The organism is Pseudomonas linyingensis, from assembly GCF_900109175.1.
In the GTDB taxonomy this organism is placed as follows: Bacteria; Pseudomonadota; Gammaproteobacteria; order Pseudomonadales; family Pseudomonadaceae; genus Geopseudomonas; species Geopseudomonas linyingensis.
Window position 1 is genome coordinate 337,987 of record NZ_FNZE01000002.1, and the last position, 18,066, is coordinate 356,052.

The 18,066-nt window shown below is 64.8% G+C and carries 15 protein-coding genes; 10 read left to right on the plus strand and 5 right to left on the minus strand.

Annotation, left to right across the window (positions count from 1 at the left end; all coding sequences use genetic code 11):
- The first annotated feature begins 27 nt into the window (after window positions 1–27).
- From rfaP to BMZ19_RS03960, 7 genes are read left to right on the plus strand one after another with little or no spacing between them, the layout of a single operon-like run.
- Window positions 28–843, plus strand: coding sequence for a lipopolysaccharide core heptose(I) kinase RfaP (rfaP, locus tag BMZ19_RS03930; RefSeq protein WP_090307147.1), 816 nt, complete (start codon window positions 28–30; stop codon window positions 841–843).
- On the plus strand, window positions 840–1,577 hold the full coding sequence (locus BMZ19_RS03935; RefSeq protein WP_090307149.1) for a lipopolysaccharide kinase InaA family protein: 738 nt from the start codon (window positions 840–842) through the stop codon (window positions 1,575–1,577). The genes rfaP and BMZ19_RS03935 overlap by 4 nt, the downstream gene beginning before the upstream one ends.
- Before the next feature lie 25 nt (window positions 1,578–1,602).
- Entirely contained in the window at window positions 1,603–3,042 is a 1,440-nt protein-coding gene (locus BMZ19_RS03940; protein WP_090307152.1) for a lipopolysaccharide kinase InaA family protein, read from the plus strand.
- Window positions 3,043–3,058: 16 nt separating this feature from the next.
- Complete coding sequence (locus BMZ19_RS03945) at window positions 3,059–4,813, plus strand: carbamoyltransferase family protein (protein ID WP_090307155.1); 1,755 nt, start codon at window positions 3,059–3,061, stop codon at window positions 4,811–4,813.
- On the plus strand, window positions 4,800–5,720 hold the full coding sequence (locus BMZ19_RS03950) for a glycosyltransferase family 2 protein (RefSeq protein WP_090307161.1): 921 nt from the start codon (window positions 4,800–4,802) through the stop codon (window positions 5,718–5,720). The genes BMZ19_RS03945 and BMZ19_RS03950 overlap by 14 nt, the downstream gene beginning before the upstream one ends.
- Window positions 5,717–6,850 carry a glycosyltransferase gene (locus BMZ19_RS03955; protein ID WP_090307164.1) on the plus strand — a complete coding sequence of 378 codons (1,134 nt, stop codon included), beginning with the start codon at window positions 5,717–5,719 and terminating at the stop codon, window positions 6,848–6,850. Before BMZ19_RS03950 ends, BMZ19_RS03955 begins: the two co-directional genes overlap by 4 nt.
- 1 nt (window position 6,851) lies before the next feature.
- Window positions 6,852–7,715, plus strand: a complete 864-nt coding sequence (locus BMZ19_RS03960; protein ID WP_090307168.1) for a glycosyltransferase — start codon at window positions 6,852–6,854, stop codon at window positions 7,713–7,715.
- 209 nt (window positions 7,716–7,924) lie between these two features.
- On the opposite strand, the gene BMZ19_RS03965 is transcribed toward BMZ19_RS03960, so the two are convergent.
- On the minus strand, window positions 7,925–8,593 hold the full coding sequence (locus BMZ19_RS03965; RefSeq protein ID WP_090307171.1) for a lipopolysaccharide kinase InaA family protein: 669 nt from the start codon (window positions 8,591–8,593) through the stop codon (window positions 7,925–7,927).
- A complete protein-coding gene (locus BMZ19_RS03970) occupies window positions 8,593–9,768 on the minus strand; it encodes an O-antigen ligase family protein (protein WP_170847696.1) in 1,176 nt (391 codons plus the stop codon). Before BMZ19_RS03970 ends, BMZ19_RS03965 begins: the two co-directional genes overlap by 1 nt.
- Before the next feature lie 540 nt (window positions 9,769–10,308).
- On the opposite strand from BMZ19_RS03970, the gene msbA reads away from it, so the two are divergent.
- The 3 genes from msbA to BMZ19_RS03985 all read left to right on the plus strand — a co-directional run bounded on the left by msbA (window position 10,309) and on the right by BMZ19_RS03985 (window position 14,751).
- Window positions 10,309–12,117 (plus strand): lipid A export permease/ATP-binding protein MsbA, encoded by a 1,809-nt coding sequence (msbA, locus tag BMZ19_RS03975; protein ID WP_090307178.1) that lies wholly within the window; start codon window positions 10,309–10,311, stop codon window positions 12,115–12,117.
- Window positions 12,118–12,263: 146 nt separating this feature from the next.
- Entirely contained in the window at window positions 12,264–13,688 is a 1,425-nt protein-coding gene (hldE, locus tag BMZ19_RS03980; RefSeq protein WP_090307180.1) for a bifunctional D-glycero-beta-D-manno-heptose-7-phosphate kinase/D-glycero-beta-D-manno-heptose 1-phosphate adenylyltransferase HldE, read from the plus strand.
- 130 nt (window positions 13,689–13,818) lie between these two features.
- Window positions 13,819–14,751 carry a ketoacyl-ACP synthase III gene (locus BMZ19_RS03985; RefSeq protein ID WP_090307364.1) on the plus strand — a complete coding sequence of 311 codons (933 nt, stop codon included), beginning with the start codon at window positions 13,819–13,821 and terminating at the stop codon, window positions 14,749–14,751.
- A 102-nt stretch (window positions 14,752–14,853) separates the two neighbouring features.
- Here the strand turns inward: BMZ19_RS03985 and BMZ19_RS03990 are convergent, their stop codons facing one another.
- The 3 genes from BMZ19_RS03990 to BMZ19_RS04000 form a co-directional block, all read right to left on the minus strand.
- Window positions 14,854–15,726 carry a metal ABC transporter ATPase gene (locus tag BMZ19_RS03990; protein ID WP_090307184.1) on the minus strand — a complete coding sequence of 291 codons (873 nt, stop codon included), beginning with the start codon at window positions 15,724–15,726 and terminating at the stop codon, window positions 14,854–14,856.
- A 127-nt stretch (window positions 15,727–15,853) separates the two neighbouring features.
- Window positions 15,854–16,666: an aldo/keto reductase gene (locus tag BMZ19_RS03995; protein ID WP_090307187.1), complete on the minus strand. Its 813-nt coding sequence runs from the start codon at window positions 16,664–16,666 to the stop codon at window positions 15,854–15,856.
- Complete coding sequence (locus BMZ19_RS04000; protein WP_090307190.1) at window positions 16,663–17,838, minus strand: NAD(P)/FAD-dependent oxidoreductase; 1,176 nt, start codon at window positions 17,836–17,838, stop codon at window positions 16,663–16,665. Before BMZ19_RS04000 ends, BMZ19_RS03995 begins: the two co-directional genes overlap by 4 nt.
- Window positions 17,839–18,066: the final 228 nt, after the last annotated feature.

Consider the following 18,066-nt stretch of genomic DNA (forward strand, 5'->3'; position numbering starts at 1 on the left):
TGAATTCGCCCCTGCGGGAGCGCTGCGATGCAACTGATCCTCGCCGAGCCGTTCAAGAGCCTGTGGGCCGGCCGTGACGCCTTCGCCGAGGTCGAGCGCCTCGAGGGCCTGGTCTATCGCGAGCTGGAAGGCCGCCGCACCCTGCGCACCGAAGTGGCCGGACGCGGCTATTTCGTCAAGATCCACCGCGGCATCGGCTGGGGCGAAATCGTCAAGAACCTGCTCAGCGCCAAGCTGCCGGTGCTCGGCGCCGCCCAGGAGTGGGCCGCCATCCAGCGCCTCACCGCGGCCGGCGTGCCGACCATGACCGCCGTGGCCTTCGGCGAGCGTGGCCGCAATCCGGCCGCCCAGCACTCTTTCATCATCACCGAGGAGCTGGCGCCCACCGTCAGCCTGGAAGACTTCAGCCGCGACTGGCGCGACACGCCGCCGGAGCCGCGCCTCAAGCGTGCGCTGATCCAGCGGGTCGCCGAGATGCTCGGCGCCATGCACCGCGCCGGAGTCAACCACCGCGACTGCTACATCTGCCACTTCCTGCTGCATACCGACAAGGTGGTGACCGCGGACGACTTCCGCCTGTCGGTGATTGACCTGCACCGCGCGCAGACTCGTGCTCAGGTGCCGACCCGCTGGCGCAACAAGGACCTGGCGGCGCTGTACTTCTCGGCGCTGGACATCGGTCTGACCCGTCGCGATGCACTGCGCTTTCTCAAGTCTTATTTCCAGCGCCCGCTGCGCGAAACCCTGCAGGGCGAGGCCGCCCTGCTGGGCTGGCTGGAGCGCAAGGCGGCCAGACTGCATGCCCGCTACCTGCGCAAGTACGCCCCGGGAGCCTCGGCATGAGCCACTGGCAGCTGGCGGCCGAGCTGCCCGCAGCGGCGTGTGAGGCATTTGCCGATCTCGATCGGGTGTTCGCCCTCGAGGGGGAGTGGATCGCCGGCGACCAGATGTCCAAGGTGCTGCGCGTCGAAATCGCCGGGCGGCGCTACTACGTCAAGCAGTACTGGGGCGCCGGCAAGGGCCTGCGTCGCTGGCTGGGCCGGCCGCGGGTCAAGGCCGAGTGGCAGAACCTGCGCCTTTTCGCCCAGTGGGGAATTCCCACCGCCCCGGTGGTGGCCTGGGGGCTGGAGCGCCGTTTCGGCAGCTTCGTCCGCGGCGCGCTGATCACCGCCGAGCTGGCGGGCACCGAGGATCTCGCCGCGCTGGCCCGCAACCACGATCCGCGCCTGCAGCAGCACGACTGGCTAGACAAGGTCAGCCGCCAGCTGGCCGAGGCAACCCGGCGCATGCACCTGCACGGCTTTGCCCACAACGACCTCAAGTGGCGCAACCTGTTGGTCGACCAGAGTGGCGAGCTGTACCTGATCGACTGCCCGACCGGCAGCTTCTGGTGGGGGCCGCTGCTCGACTACCGGATCATCAAGGACCTCGCCTGCCTGGACAAGGTGGCCAAGTACCACCTGTCGAGCACCCGCCGCATGCGCTTCTACCTGCAGTACCGCGGCCGCCAGCGCCTGTCGGCCAACGACAAGCGACGAGTGCGCAAGATCCTCGCTTTCTTCGCGGGGCGCGAATGAGCAGCCGCGTGGGGGAGGGCAAGCGATGCGCCTGAACGAGCTGGCTGCGGCCGGGCGCAGCCCGGCGCTGCCACTGAGCATCGAGCTGCCGGGTGGCGAGTTGCGCCTGCTCAGCCTGCTGCGCGTGCTGCCCGGCCAGCGCTACGTCGGCGAGGCCGAGTGGCAGGGCCGCCGCGTGCTGGCCAAGCTGCTGGTCGGCCCCAGGGCCGAGCGCCATCACGCCCGCGAGCTGGAAGGCGCACGTCTGCTCCGCGAGCAGGGTCTCAATACCCCCGCGCTGCTGGCCGAAGGCCTGGCGGTGGGCGAGGGTGGCTGGCTGCTGTTCGAGTTTATTGATCAGGCGGTCAGCCTCGGCGACGTCTGGCAGGCCGTAGCCGAGCAGCCGCTGCTGTCCGCTGCGCAGGAGGCGGTACTGGGCGAGGCGCTGGGCGCCATCGGCCGCCTGCACGCGCGCGGCCTGTGGCAGGACGACCTGCACCTGGACAATCTGTTGCGTCGCGACGGCCAGCTGTACCTGATCGACGGCGGCGGCATTCGCGCGCAACTGGCCGGCCAGCCGCTGGCCCGCGCGCAGGTCCTGCAGAATCTCGGCGTGTTCTTCGCCCAACTGCCGGCCGAGCTGGAACCGTTCATCGACCAACTGCTGGCGGCCTATCTGCAGGCCAATCCCGCGCACGCGCTGAGCGCCCAGGATCTGCGCGCGCCGACCGCCCAGGTGCGCCGCTGGCGGCTGCGCGACTACCTGCGCAAGCTCGGTCGCGACTGCACCCTGTTCTGCGTGCAGCGCAGTCGCGAGAAGCTGCGCATCGTGCGGCGCGACCAGGAATCGGTGCTGGCGCCGCTGCTGAACGATGTGGATGCCGCCATCGCAGCCGGCGTATCGCTCAAGCAGGGTGGCAGCGCCACCGTGGCGCGCATCGAGCTGGCCGGCCGCCCGCTGGTGATCAAGCGCTACAACATCAAGGGCTTCGCTCACTGGCTCAAGCGCTGCTGGCGCCCCAGCCGCGCCTGGCACAGCTGGGTGGAGGGCAATCGCCTGGATTTCCTCGGCATCGCCACCCCGCGGCCGCTGGCCATGCTGGAAAGCCGCCGCTTTGGCCTGCGCGGGCGCGCCTGGCTGATTACCGAGCATGCCGCCGGAGAGGATATACTCACCCGCTTTGCGGCTCATGTGGACGGTGCTCCTCCCGAGGCGGAGCTGCAGGCACTGGATCGGCTGTTCGCCGCGCTGTTGCGCGAGCGTATCGGGCATGGCGACCTCAAGGGCACCAACCTGCTCTGGCAGGACGGCCGCTGGGCGCTGATCGACCTCGACGCCATGCGCCAGCACCGCTGCCCGCGGCGCTTCGCCCGCGCCTACGCGAAAGACCGCGCACGCTTTCTGCGCAACTGGCCGGCCGACTCGGCCCTGTACCGGTTGCTCGACCAACGTTTACCGCAGGTGCCCGGCACCTGCCCTGAATAGATAGAGGGATACATCTGTGGCATTGACCGTCCTCGGCCTTTCCGGCGCCCTCAGCCATGACCCGTCCGCGGCCCTCTACATCGACGGCAAGCTGATCGCCGCCGTCGAAGAAGAGCGCTTCGTGCGCGACAAGCACGCCAAGAACCGCATGCCCTACGAGTCGGCCAAGTTCTGCCTGGAGCAGGCCGGCATCAAGCCGGAAGACGTCGACGTGGTGGCCATTCCCTTCGCGCCGATCAGCATCTTCGAGAAGGCGCGCTGGCAGTACGCCAAGCGCTACGCCTATGCTCCGGATCGTGCCCTCGACGCCATCCTGTTCGGCAATCGTCGCTACTATCGCTACAAGAAGCGCATCCAGTGGTGCCTGCAGCAGCTCGGCTTCGACCTCAAGAAGGTCAAGCTCGAGCCGGTCGAGCACCACCTGGCCCACGCCTCCAGTGCCTACCACTGCTCCGGCTTCACCGAGAAGACCGCGATCATGGGCATCGACGGCAAGGGCGAATACGCCACCACCTTCTTCGGCTACGGCGAGAACGGCAAGATCCACAAGATCAAGGAGTTCTACGACCCGGATTCGCTGGGCGGCCTGTACGGCGCGATCACCGAGTTCCTCGGCTTCGAGATGCTCGACGGCGAGTTCAAGGTGATGGGCATGGCGCCCTACGGTGACGCGGCCAAGTACGACTTCTCGCGTCTGGCCAAGTTCGAGAACGGCGAGCTGGTGATCAACACCGAATACGCCAACGTCATCGGCTTCCGCCGCTACAAGGAAAACGGCAAGGGCTACTACTTCTCGCCCAAGCTGATCGAGTGGCTGGGACCCAAGCGCGAGGGCGACATCGCCGACGATCCGTACATCCACTATGCCGCCAGCATGCAGGCGCTGTTCGAGAAGCTGGCGCTGGAGATGATGGACTACTACCTGGGCGACATCATCAAGCAGACCGGCAAGATCGCCTTCGCCGGCGGCTGCGCGCTGAACGTCAAGCTCAACCAGAAGATCATCGCCCGCGACGAGGTCAAGGAACTGTTCGTCCAGCCGGCCTCCGGCGACGCCGGCACCGCGGTCGGCGCCGCCGCCTACGTGTCGGTGGCCCGCGGCGTGCCGGTGGAGAAGATGGAGCACGTCTACCTCGGCCCGGCCTACTCCAACGAGGACGTGATCGCCGCCTGCGCCCGTCATCCGCAGCAGCCGGTGTTCAAGCGCATCGACAACACCACCGCGCGCATCGCCAAGATCATGGTCGACGGCAACCCGGTGGCCTGGTTCCAGGGCCGCATGGAGTTCGGCCCGCGCGCCCTCGGCGGCCGCTCGATCATCGGCTGCCCGAGCGCGGCCGGCGTGGCCGACCGCATCAACGAGCAGATCAAGTTCCGCGAGCGCTGGAGGCCGTTCTGCCCATCGATGCTCGACACTGTGGCGCCGCAGATGCTCAAGGTCGACCATCCCAGCCCGTTCATGACCTTCACCTTCGAGGTCAACGAGGAGTGGAAGAGCCGCGTGCCGGAAGTGGTCCACGAGGACGGTACCTCGCGTGCCCAGGTGCTCGAGCGCCGCCACAACCCGCGCTGGTACGACCTGATGCTCGAGCTGGAAAAGCTCACCGGCAACGGCGTGTCGCTGAACACCTCACTGAATCGCCGCGGCGAACCGATGGTCTGCTCGCCCACCGATGCGCTGAACATGTTCTTCGGCTCGGACCTGCAGTACCTGATCATGGAAGACATTCTGGTGGTGAAGGACGGGGTGGACTGGTATGACGCCGTCTGAGCCGCTGATCAGCGTCGTCATCCCGGCCTACAATTACGCCAGGACGCTGCCGCGGGCGCTGGTGTCGGTGCTGGTGCAGCTGGACGAGGCGGCGGCCGAGCTGATCGTCATCGACGACGGTTCGACCGACAGCACGCCGCAGGTCATCGCAGCGCTGCAGACGGAGCATCCCGGGTGCTTCCGGGCGATCCGCAAGGAAAATGGCGGGCTCTCCTCGGTGCGCAACCGCGGCATTCGCGAGGCGAGGGGGCCGTATCTGATGTTTCTCGATGCCGACGACGAGCTGGCGCCTGGCGCACTGGCAGCAGTCGAACGGCATCTGGCCGAGCATCCGACGACGCGGATGGTGATCGGTGGCCACTATGCCGTCTGGGACGATGGCAAACGCCGGGAGCACTTGCCCGCGGCCTTGCCGGCGTCCCCTCTGGAGCGGCTGCGTGGTTATCTGTTGGACAAGCGTATCGCGTTGTCCAATGGTGCTTGCGCCATGCATCGCGAGGTGTTCGAGCGCGGCGATTATCCGGAGCGCTTTCGCAGCGCCGAGGATATCCCGGTGTTTGCCCAGACGCTGGCCAACTATCCCTGCACGGTCCTGGCGCAGCCGCTGGCGTTGATCCACAAGCACGACGACAGCCTGCGCCATCAGTTCAGCCACGCCAAGGCCGGCGGGCTGGCGCTGGTCGACGAGGTGTTTGCGCCGCAGCGACTGGGCAGCGAGTTCCAGGGGCTGAAGCGCGCGTTCTATGTGCAGCGCTGCCTGTCGCTGTTTCGCAGCGCCTGGCTGGCCGGCGACGTCGAGGCGGCCAAGGAATACTTCCGTGCGGCGCTGAAGCAGGACTGGCGCGTGTTGCTGAAAGGCTCCTATGCGCGTAAGGCGTTGCGGTTGTGGTTGGGGCGTCGGCCATGACGCGCAAGATCAAGGTGCTGCAGTTGCAGAACCGCTACAACGTCAATGCATCCGATCTGGCCGAGCAGGTGATCCAGGGATTGCCTGCCGAGCGTTACGAGGTGACCACCGCCTTCCTGCGTGGTCGGCCGGGGCCGGGCGAGCCGGTCAGCCGGGCCGCTCGTTCGGTCTACTTCGGCTTCAGTCAGGGCGCTACCAAGGGCCTGCGCCTGCGGGTGCTCTGGACGCTCTACCAGCACTGTCGGGCTGAGCGCTACGACGCGGTGATCGCGCACCGCTTCAAGCCGATCAATGCGCTGATGCTGCTCAATCGCTGGCTGCGGATTCCTGCCTGCATCGGGGTGTTGCACGGCCTTGGCGAATACGATCGCGCCTACCGGCGCTGGGAACTGCGCCGGCTACTCACGCCTTTCTGGCGGCTGGTCGGCGTGTCGCGCGCGGTGCGTGACGATCTGCTGGGTTGCGGCGCCGGGCTCACGAGCGACACCGTCCGGCAGATCAACAATGCCATCGATATCGCCCGTGCCGAGCAACTGCAGCACCCACGCCAGCACGCCCGCGAGTTGCTCGGCCTGTCCGCGGACGACTTCATATTCGGCACCATCGGCCGGCTGGTGCCGGTGAAGGGGCACATCCACCTGATCGAGGCCTTTGCCAGGATCAAGGACGAATACCCAGGCACGACACTGGCGATCATTGGCGAGGGGCGCTCGCGCGACGAGCTGGAGGCGGCGATCGAGCGGCACGGGCTGCAGGGGCGCGTTCGCCTGCTGGGCGCGAAGGACGATGCGCTGCAGTACGTGCGGGCGTTCGATGTCTTCGTCATGCCGTCCCTCAGCGAGGGGTTGCCGCTGGCGCTGCTCGAAGGCATGAGCGGGCATCTCCCGGTGATTGGTTCGGACATCGACAGTCTGCGGCCGATTCTCGAGGACTGTGGCGGGCGCATCTTCCCGGTCGGTCAGCCGCAGGCACTGGCCGAGCGGCTGCGCGAGGTGCTGGAGCTGTCCTCCGCGCAGCGGGTGGAGGAGGGCGAGCGGGCCTATGCCTATCTGTGCCGGGCGCATGCCGTCGACGATTTCCGCCGGCAGTACCGCGAACTGCTGGACGAGCTGCAGGCCAGGAGAGGCTGAAATGAGCGAGCAACCTCTGGTCAGCGTGATCATCGCTTCCTACAACCATGGACCCTACATCGAGGCGAGCATTCTCAGCGTGCTGGAGCAGAGCTATCCGCACATCGAGCTGCTGGTCGTGGACGATGGCTCCAAGGACGACAGCGTCGAGCGAATCAGGCAGCTGCAGGAGCGTTACGATTTCGACTTTCGCGTGCAGGCCAACCAAGGATTGGCCACAACCCTGAACGACTGTATCGCTCGCGCCAAGGGCAGCTTGATTGCACCATTCGGCTCCGACGACATCATGTTGCCGGGGCGCATCGCCATGCAGGTGGCCTACCTGCAGGACAAGCCGGAAGTGGGCATCTGCGCCGGCAACATCGAGCAGATTGATGGCAGCGGTAATCCCTTGGTCAAGCGCAATCGCGAGCGGCCATTCCGGCGCCTTGATTTCGATGCGATGTTCAACTCCGACCAGGCCGGGCCGCCCGCACCGACCTTGCTGTTCAGGCGCGAAGCTTTGGAGAAAGTCGGCGGCTTCGATCCCGAGATCAAGCTCGAGGATCTGCTGATCGAGTTGAAGATCGCCCGCGCCGGCTATTTCATCGATGTGCTGGGCGAGGTATTGGCCAAGTACCGGGTGCATGACAGCAACACCTACAAGAACCGCCGCTTCATGATCGACAACGTGCTGAAGACCTATGCACAATTCAGCGATCATCCGGCCTATCCGCAGGTCTGCGCCCGCTTCGTCAACTCGATGCTGCTCAAGTGCGCCAGTCATGACAAGCCACTGGCCCGTGAGCTGCTCGGGCAGTTACCGCTGCGCCAGTGGAACGGCAAGACCCTGCGGGCGTTGGGGCGTCTATTGCTGGCTCGCTGAGCGGGTGCGCATGTAGTTGAGGAGTTCGCCGATCTCCGGCGAGCAGATTCGCAGTTTCGAGCCTTCGCTCCAGTCATGCACCTAGGACATGCCGTAGGTGCCGACGTTGACAAGGTAATGCGGGTGGCGGTCGCGGAACGTTTCCTATATCCAGTGCAGTTTGAGCGGCTTACGCAGCAGATGACGTAGCCGATTCAGCAATGAATTCATCAGTGTTCACCCGCCCCCTGCAGTCGGCGCAAGGCCTGCGCCAGTCGATCTGCGGACACCCGCCCGCAATACTGGGCGTAACCGCTCAACAGGTTCTGGCGATGTAGAACAGTCAGCCAGTGGCTGTCCTCTGCATACCGCAGCATGTGCTGCAGATTGCGTTCGCGCTTCCAGCGAGCCAGAGGCCGTCCGCTGATCTGCATGTCCGAGAGGTCGATCAGACCGAAGCGGCCATCTGGAAGGATCAGCACATTGCCCAGATGCAGTGAGCGGAAGTACACGCCGAGCTCATGCAGCTGGCCAAGAAAGGCGCCGAAGCGCTCCACTTCGGCAGCCCGTCGTTCATCATCCAGGGCTTGCCAGTGGCTGCGCAGGGTATCGCCGGGTAGTGGCTGGTAGCGCACGCCGTTGAGCTTGCGGCTGGGCACTCGCAGTGTCTCGACGATGGTCGGCGCAGGAATGTTCAGCCGTCTCAGGTGCTCGGCGTTGTCGGCGAAGCGGCGCGCCGGGGGGGACCACAGAGCGGAGCTGAGCAGGCGTTTGCGTCGGTACAGCTTTAGGTAGTCGCCGCTTGCAAGGCAGGCAACCTTGATGCCGTAGCCGTCCTCCTCGATGACTCGAGCACCCTGCAGGAGTGCGTCGAGGTTGTCTTCGTTCAGGTTTTTCATCAACCAGTCTGTTCCAGGCGTTTTCGTATGCTCAGGCTCGCGATCAGGGCTAGTGGGATCCAGCTCAGAAACCAGCTCTCATTGGGGCGGGAAAGGAAGTTGCTGCCTTCGGTCATACCGGCCATCAGGCCGTAGATCAGCAGCGCCGAGGAAATCGAGAATTCGGCGCTCGCACGGTAGCGGATGCAGGACGCTAAGGCAGCAGCATAAATCAAGCACCACAATAGCAGCCCAATGACTCCCAATTCGAACGCGATAGCTAGCTCCATGTTATGCGGGTCGGAAAGAGTTTGGCCCAAGGCGGGAGCCCAGATGGCCAGCGGGCTTCCATACCCCTTGCCTAGCCAAGGAGTTTCCATTATTTGCTGGAGTGCCTTCGACCAGATTTCCGGGCGATGCGAGAGGCCGCGTTGAGTGAATAAATCTGGTGTCAATGCAAAAATCACAGCGAGACCAATGACAAGTAAGGCGATAGGGAGAAATGCTCGTCTCGAGCGCCAAGTGCAAGCGAGCCACAGGCTGGTGGTGGCGAGGGCGAGTAGAGGGGTTCTGGAACCGGTTGCCAGCAAGGCTACCAGCAAGATGGAGCCGCAAATGATTGCAAGTGCCTGGTGCTGTTGTGCGCAGGTCCAGCGTGCTAGCCAATAGGCGCAGGCAAAGCCAAAGAGGTGTGATGTCAGCAACGGATTGGACAGGCTGCCGCTGCCAACCAGCCGATCTTGGTTTGGGTCGGATAGAAATAAGAAAAAGCTGTATGCGGCGCCGATTGTAGTGATAAGCGAGGCGTATAGCAGTGTATTGCCCAAGGTGGTGCTGGCTTGTGATAAGGCCATGAACGCGCAGCCGCCAAACAGCATCAGTACATAGAGCGGGCGTTTGATTTGGGATGACTGGCTATGGTCGCTGCTGCTCCAAAATGTGCTGGCAATGAGCCAGGCAGAAAATATGACAAAGAAAATAATGATCGGCTCTTTGGCTAGGAGTGCTGACTTTTTCGGGCTATTCAGCATTGCCAGTAATGCAGGGAAAGCGATCAGTGCATAGAATGTCTTCGAGAATAGGCTTCTTTCAGGTAGCCAGAAGAGGCCGGTCAGCAGCACAAAATATCCGATGGGTAACCAGCAGCTTGAAATTATCGTGTCGATTTTTTCCCTCAAAGGAAAGGGGGTGGGCATTTTTGCAACCCTTGCAGTGTAGGGGGAGGCATGGTCCATTGGCGGGGAGATTCTCGGTTCTCGTTTGCTATGTATCCAGCGGTCTTGGATACAAATTTGGTGAGTTCGTGAGTCCCGCTGGATTGCGCTTGCTAAGAACCTTGTCTAGCTTGGTGCCGTCAAGAGCCGACCAAACCGGGCGCTTTGCTGGGATTGGAGAATCTAATGGCATGCACCTGTGGCACACGACTCAGCCCTCCTGGCTCATGCGCTTGGCGGAAAATCTCACGGGCCTACTCATGCCAGTCGCAAGCTGGGCTGCCGCTGATAATGATAGATTCCCCATTGCAGTCGGCCACGGCCGTTGTACTGCCTGTGTGGCCAGGGAGCCGATGAAGCCGGCACCGCCGGTGACGAGTATTTTCATGCTAGCGTTCGAGACTGGGTCGCCGAGAGGAGAACTGCATCAATTGGGTACGGCGTAGTCTAACCCAAGCGGCAGAGTGGGGGCAGGCGTCTTTGTGCTAGACTCGCGCGCTTGAAGTCTTGGACTCGCGTCGAATGACCCATCGTGAACAGGGCGCCTCCGGCGCCTCCAGCCTCAAGATCTACTTCCGCCTGCTGTCCTACGTGAAGCCCTATATCGGCTACTTTCTGGTCAGCATTCTCGGTTACGTGATCTTCGCCTCCACCCAGCCGATGATGGCGGGGATTCTCAAGTACTTCGTCGATGGCCTCACCAACCCCGAGGCCGCCCTGTTTCCCGGGGTGGAGTGGCTGGCCGACCTGCCGCTGCTCTACGCCGTGCCGATATTGATCGTGCTGATCGCCGCCTGGCAGGGGGTGGGCTCGTTCCTCGGCAACTACTTCCTGGCCCGGGTTTCGCTGGGGCTGGTGCATGACCTGCGGGTCGAGCTGTTCAACAGTCTGCTGACCCTGCCCAACCGCTACTACGACAGCCACAACTCCGGACACCTGATCTCGCGGATCACCTTCAACGTGACCATGGTCACTGGAGCGGCGACCGATGCGATCAAGGTGGTGATCCGCGAGGGGCTGACGGTGGTATTCCTGTTCGCTTATCTGCTCTGGATGAACTGGCAGCTGACCCTGGTGATGCTCGCCATCCTGCCGGTGATCGCCTTGGTGGTGAGCAGTGCGGGCAAGAAGTTTCGCAAGCAGAGCAAGAAGATCCAGGTGGCAATGGGCGACGTGACCCATGTTGCCTCGGAGACCATCCAGGGCTATCGGGTGGTGCGCAGCTTTGGCGGCGAGCCCTACGAGCAGGCACGCTTCCTGCGCGCCAGCCAGGGCAATACCGACAAGCAGCTGGGCATGATCAAGACCTCGGCTGTCTACACGCCGACCCTGCAGCTGTTGATCTACACCGCCATGGCGGCGCTGATGTTCCTTGTGTTGCTGCTGCGCGGCGACGCCTCGGCTGGCGATCTGGTGGCCTATATCACCGCTGCCGGCCTGCTGCCCAAGCCAATCCGTCAGCTTTCCGAGGTCAGCGCCAATATCCAGAAGGGTCTGGCAGCGGCCGACAGCATTTTCGAACAGCTCGACGAGGCGCCGGAAGTAGACACCGGCAGCGTCGAGCGCGAGCGGGTCAGCGGTCGTCTCGAAGTGAAGCACCTAGGCTTCGTCTATCCTAGGACCGACAAGCGGGTGCTGCACGACATCAGCTTCAGTGTCGAGCCGGGCCAGATGGTGGCGCTGGTCGGACGCTCCGGCAGCGGCAAGTCGACCCTGGCCAACCTGATTCCGCGCTTCTACCATCACAGCGAAGGGCAGATCCTCCTCGATGGGGTGGATATCGAGGATTACCGATTGCGCAACCTGCGCCGGCATATCGCCCTGGTGACCCAGCAGGTCACCCTGTTCAACGACAGCGTGGCCAGCAATATCGCCTATGGCGACCTGGCCGGGGCGCCGCGCGAGGCAGTCGAGCGGGCTGCCGAGGATGCCTACGCCCGCGAGTTCATCGACAAGCTGCCGCAGAGCTTCGATACGGATGTCGGCGAGAACGGCGTGCTGCTCTCCGGCGGCCAGCGCCAGCGTCTGGCGATTGCCCGTGCGCTGCTCAAGGACTCCCCACTGCTGATTCTCGACGAAGCCACGTCGGCGCTGGACACCGAGTCCGAGCGGCATATCCAGGCGGCGCTGGATCGGGTCATGCAGGGACGTACCACCCTGGTGATAGCCCATCGCCTGTCGACCATCGAGAAGGCCGACCTAATCCTGGTGATGGATCAGGGGCGCATTGTCGAGCGCGGTACCCACGCAGAGTTGTTGGCACAGGGTGGCTACTATGCTCGTCTGCACGCCATGGGGCTGGATGAGGACCGTGGGGCAGAGATCGCCTGACCGTGCGCTCGCAGTTTCCTTCTGCGAGCGCCCATGGCGGCGGCTAGCCTGTGTGGTGTTGCTCCCAAGGCGTGCTGCGGCACGTCTGGCTAGCTTTACTGCCATGTTATGATCGCCGCCGATTTTCATACTCCCCCGGAGATCCCATGAAGCTGTCCATGCCCCGTTTCGATCAGGCCCCTGTGCTGGTGGTCGGTGATGTCATGCTCGACCGCTACTGGCATGGCGCGACCAACCGCATCTCGCCTGAGGCGCCAGTGCCGGTGGTCAAGGTCGAGCAGATCGAGGATCGCCCGGGTGGCGCGGCCAACGTCGCGCTGAACATCGCCGCCCTCGGCGCACCGGCCTGGCTGGTCGGTGTCACCGGGCAGGACGAGGCGGCCGACAGCCTGGCCGAGCGCCTGCATGCCGCAGGAGTCGACGCACACTTCCAGCGCATCGCCAGCCAGCCGACCATCGTCAAGCTGCGGGTGATGAGCCGCCACCAGCAACTGTTGCGCCTGGACTTCGAGGAGCCGTTCGCCACCGATGCCGATGCCCTGCTCGCCGACGTGGCGCAGTTGCTGGACAAGGTACGGGTGCTGATCCTCTCCGATTACGGCAAGGGTGCGCTGCAGAACCACCAGGCACTGATCCAGACCGCGCGGGCGTGCAACATCGCGGTGCTGGCCGATCCCAAGGGCAAGGATTTTTCCATCTATCGCGGTGCCAGCCTGATCACTCCCAACCTGGCTGAGTTCGAGGCGGTGGTCGGTCGCTGCGCGGATGAGGCCGAGCTGGTTGCCAAGGGCCTCAAGCTGCTCGCCGAGCTGGAGCTGGGTGCGCTGTTGGTGACCCGTGGCGAGCATGGCATGACCCTGCTGCGCCAGGGCTTTCCGGCCTTGCACCTGCCGGCGCGTGCCCGCGAGGTGTTCGATGTCACTGGCGCCGGCGACACGGTGATCTCCACCCTGGCCACCGCCCTGGCCGCTGGCGAGGAGCTGCCCCAGGCGGTCGCGCTGGCCAACCTGGCGGCTGGCATCGTGGTCGGCAAGCTCGGCACCGCGACCGTCAGTGCTCCGGAGTTGCGTCGCGCGGTGCAGCGCGAGCAGGGCGTCGGTCGCGGGGTGATGACCCTCGACCAACTGCTGCCGGTGCTCGAGGACGCCCGCGCTCACGGCGAAAAAGTGGTATTCACCAACGGCTGTTTCGATATCCTGCATGCCGGCCACGTTGCGTATCTGGAGCAGGCGCGCGCCCAAGGCGATCGGCTGGTCGTGGCGATCAATGACGATGCCTCGGTCACGCGCCTGAAGGGGCCCGGTCGGCCGATCAACAGCGTCGACCGGCGCATGGCGGTGCTGGCCGGCCTCGGTGCGGTGGACTGGGTGGTCAGCTTCACCGAGGATACCCCCGAGGCGCTGCTGGAGAAGGTGCGCCCCGACGTGTTGGTCAAGGGCGGCGACTACGGCCTCGAGGGTGTGGTCGGTGCCGACATCGTCTTGGCCTATGGAGGTGACGTGAAGGTGCTGAACTTCGTCGATAGTTGCTCGACCACTGCAATTGTCGAGAAGATTCGCGAGCGCTCCTGAGGTCGAAAGTTGCGCGCAAGCCGTGCAGCGACGCGGGGCGCAAGCATTTCTGCACGGACTGCTGGGACTGCAGCCAGCCATTGCTGCCGAGCGTGGGCTGGCGTGATCGGTTTAATTGTGGGAATTCATGATGATTGGAATAAAAAGTATCGCCAGTTATATCCCGGCAGGCCGGATCGACAACATCGCCCAGGCAGCCTCCTTCGACCGGGATGAAGCCTTCGTGGAGGCCAAGATCGGTACCGCCACGCTGTCCGTGAAGGACGCTGGCGAGGAAACCTCGGACCTGTGCGCCGCCGCGGTGCGCAACCTGCTGGCGAAGAATCCCGAACTGCGTCTCGAGGATGTCCAGGCGCTCATCGTGGTGACCCAGAACGGTGACGGCGAAGGGCTGCCGCACACCTCGGCCATCGCCCAGCACAAGATCGGTCTGCCCACCAGCGTGGCCTGCTTCGACGTTTCCCTGGGCTGCTCGGGCTTCGTCTATGGCCTCTACGTGATCAAGGGCTTCATGGAAGCCGCCGGTCTGAAGAACGGCATCCTGGTCACCTGCGATCCCTACTCGAAGATCATGGATCGCAACGACCGCATGACCACCCTGCTGTTCGGCGATGCCGCCACCGCGACCTGGATCGGCGAGGATCCGCAGTGGGAGCTCGGCCCGGCACGCTTCGGTACCGACGGCAGCGGCGCCGATCACCTGATCGTGCGCGATGGCTGTTTCCACATGAACGGTCGCCAGGTGTTCAACTTCGCCAGTCTGAAGATCATCCCGCACATGCAGGAAGTTCTCGAGGAGGCCGGCCTGAGTCTGGACAGCGTGGACGCCTACTGCCTGCACCAGGGTAGCGGCGCCATTGTCGATGCCATCGCCAAGAGACTAGGCGAGAATGGTGACAGAGTCGTGAAGGACATGTTCGGCGCTGGCAATACCGTGTCCTCGACCATCCCGCTGCTGATGGAGCGCTATGCCTTCGAGGGTTCGCAGTGGCAGAACCTGGTGATGAGCGGCTTCGGCGTCGGGCTGTCCTGGGGCTCGGCGGTACTGTTCCGCCGCGGCTGACCCGCTTTGCAAACGCATTCGCCGCTCTTGCGCAGGCGAATGCGTTTGCCCTTTGCTGCACGTAGCGCCCTGCTGGGCGCTCTTGTCGATCGGTCGCGGGGCTCAAGCACAGCGGCGCTGCGTCACCCAATCTTCCCAGCGTACCCGCTCCTCGCGGATCAGCCAGCCATCCTGAGCGGCAAAACTTTCCGACAGCCACACCCCGTCGGTGGCGGCGCTGTGCAGTTCGCCCCGCTGCAGGGTGAACAGCTCGTTGTCGGGGTTGTCCGTCGGCAGGAGGTAGAGGTCCGGGCTTAGGCGGTCGAGGCGACTGAGCAGAACGCCGTCCTCCAGGCATTCGTCGCTGTGGAACAGGCTCGGCTCCTGCAAGTCTTCCGGCAACTCGAGGCGCAGATCGTAGACGAGCTGCAGGGAGGCGGTGGGCAGGTGCACGTAGGCCTGCGGGCGCTCCAGCAGCGGCAGGTCGCCGGCATGCACCCGACGGGCGGCGCCGGATAACGGGCTGAGCCGGTAGTGATACTGGGCGTGATGGGGCAGGGCGGCGCCGTGTGGAGTGGGCAGCCAGTGCTCGCCGAAGCGCCCGCCGAGCCAGCCGCGCGGGGTTTCCACCAGGCATTCCTCGGCGACCTCCTGCAGGGCGGTATGCAGCGGCAGGTGCAGCTCGCGACTCGGCACGTAACCGGAAATCAACTTGAGCACACAGTCGCCGCGATCCTGACGCTGCTGGCGGACCAGCAGCCAGTAGTCGCGACCTTGCCAGTTGAGGGTCAGGCGCACGGATACGCCGAGGTTGGCCAGCTCGCAGATAAAGTGCTGGGGGGGGGCGATCTGCAGCGGGCGGCGCCGCTCGAGCATCTGGCTGAAGTTCAGCGGGGCGCCGAGCGGCTGGTAGACCAGGCGCTGTGCGGTGGCTTCGACATGCAGCGGCTGGGTCTTGAAGGTGCTCGGGTCCTTGCGGGTGAGAATCCTGGGCATGGCGACTCCTTGGGCTGACAAGAATGTATTGGAATTGTGCAGTCAGCCCCCGTCTGCATCACGCAGTCGCGGGGCTCGGGGTCAGGACAGGTTAGCCGAGCCGGCCCGTGCTGTCTGTGTGCATCGGTCAGGCGGATTGTCGCGCCCCGAGCAGGGCGGCCACCGTGGCCACGTTGTGCGCCAGGTGTGCAGGGGTGATCGTGCCGACGATCGCGCTGCTCACCGCCGGGTGGGCAAAGATCAGCTCGAAGCTGGCGCGCACCGGATCCATGCCGGCCAGACAGGCATGACCACTGGCCAGCGCCTTCTTGATCAGGATGCCCTTGCCGTGGGTCGCCGCATAATCGAGTACCGGCTTCTCGCCCTGCTCGGCGAGGTTGTAGGTGACCATGGCGCAGTCACCGCGTTCCAAAGCTTTCAAGCCGCCGGCGACGGTCTTGCCGGAGAAGCCGAAGGCGCGAATCAGGCCTGCCTGCTTGAGCTGGGCGAGGGTGGCGTACACATCGGTCTGCTCCAGCACGGTGAGATCGTTGCCATCGGAGTGCACCAGCACCAGATCCAGATAGTCGGTTTCCAGGCGCCGGAGGCTGCGCTCGACGGAAAAGCGCGTGTGCGCGGCGCTGAAGTCGAAGCGCGAGGCGCCGTGATCGAACTCCTCGCCGACCTTGCTGCAGATCACCCATTCCTCGCGCTGGCCGCGCAGCAGTGGGCCGAGACGCTGCTCGCTCACCCCATAGGCCGGTGCAGTATCCAGCAGGTTGATGCCCAGCGCGCGGGCCTGGCTCAGCAGCTCGCTGGCAGCGCGGTCGTCGGGGATGGTGAAGCCGTTGGGATACTTCACCCCCTGGTCGCGGCCCAGCTTGACCGTGCCGAGGCCCAGCGGCGAGACAATCAGTCCAGTACTGCCCAATGGCCGCCACAGACCGTGCAGGCTACTCATGCGAACAACTCCTCCCACAGCGGCTGGGCCACGGCCGGGCGCGGCAGCTCGGGCAAGTCCGGGTGGTTGCCCGGACGAACGGCCGCGCGCTCAAGGCTGGCAATCACCCGGTCGGCGAAGTCCGGCGCCAGCGCCAGCTTGGTCGGCCAGCCCACCAGCAGGTTTCCCTGTTCGCTGAGGAAGGCGTTGTCCGGGCGCACCAGGCCGGATTGCGCCGGTTCGGCGCGCTCCACGCGCAGGGTGCGCCACTCGGCGGCGGACAGATCGACCCACGGCAGCAGCTCGGCCAGCGTCTGCCGGGCAAAGCGCACCTGCGCCGCCTCGTCGCGCGCCACGCCATCGGCCTCGGCCAGATCGCCGCCGAGATACCACACCCACTGGCCATCGGCAGCCGGATGGCTGGTCACCGTGACCCGCGGTTTCGGTCCGCCGCCCAGGCAGTGGGCATACAGCGGTTTCAGCGTCGGCGCCTTGACCAGTACCATGTGTAGTGGGCGCAGCTGCTGCGCGGGTTGCTGGATGTCCAGTGCTGCCAGCAGATCGGCATTGCCCTGGCCGGCGCTGAGCACGATGCGTCGGGCGCGAATCTCGCGGCCATCGACCACCAGGCCGACCAGCTCGCCATCCTCGCGCAGCGGCGTGACGTGTTTGCCAGCCAGCAGGCCGTCGCCGCTCAGCTCGGCCAGGCGGGCGATCAGGCTCGGCACGTCGAGCACCAGTTCGGCCAGGCGGTAGACCTTGCCCTTGAACTTCGGGTGCTGCAGCGCCGGCGGCAGCGCATCGCCTTTGACCTGGTCGACCCGCCCGCGCATCGCCTTGCTGGCGAAGAAGCTGGTCAAATTGCCGGCCAGGGTGCCTGGTGACCACAGATAGTGGGCGTCGGAGAGCAGGCGCACGCCGCTCAAGTCCAGCTCGCCGCTGCCGGCTAGTGCCTCGCGCCAGCGTCTGGGCATGTCGGCGATCGCCTCTGAAGAGCCGGTCAACGCGCCGCTCAGCGCGTACTTGGTGCCGCCATGGATGATCCCCTGCGACTTGACGCTCTGCCCGCCGCCCAAGCGATCATTCTCCACCAGAAGGGTGGCGTAGCCGACCCGGCGCAGGCGGGCATTCAGCCAGAGGCCGGCGATACCGCCGCCGACGATGAGGATATCGGTGCTCAGGGCTTGGGACATGAACGGCTGCCTTCGGGGAACAAGGGGCAGAGTATAACGCTGGGTGCCGTTACAGTGCCGCCGGAAGCCCCCGAGTGCGCACGATCCTTGTGGGAGGCGCCACCTAGCGGCGATGCAGGCCAGCCGGCAAGATAAGAGGCCCATGACTCGGCTTCTTGATGATCACTGCCCGGCAGTGAGTTCCGCTGTGACGGATGGCCCCATAAAATGGCGGCCAACTGATATCCT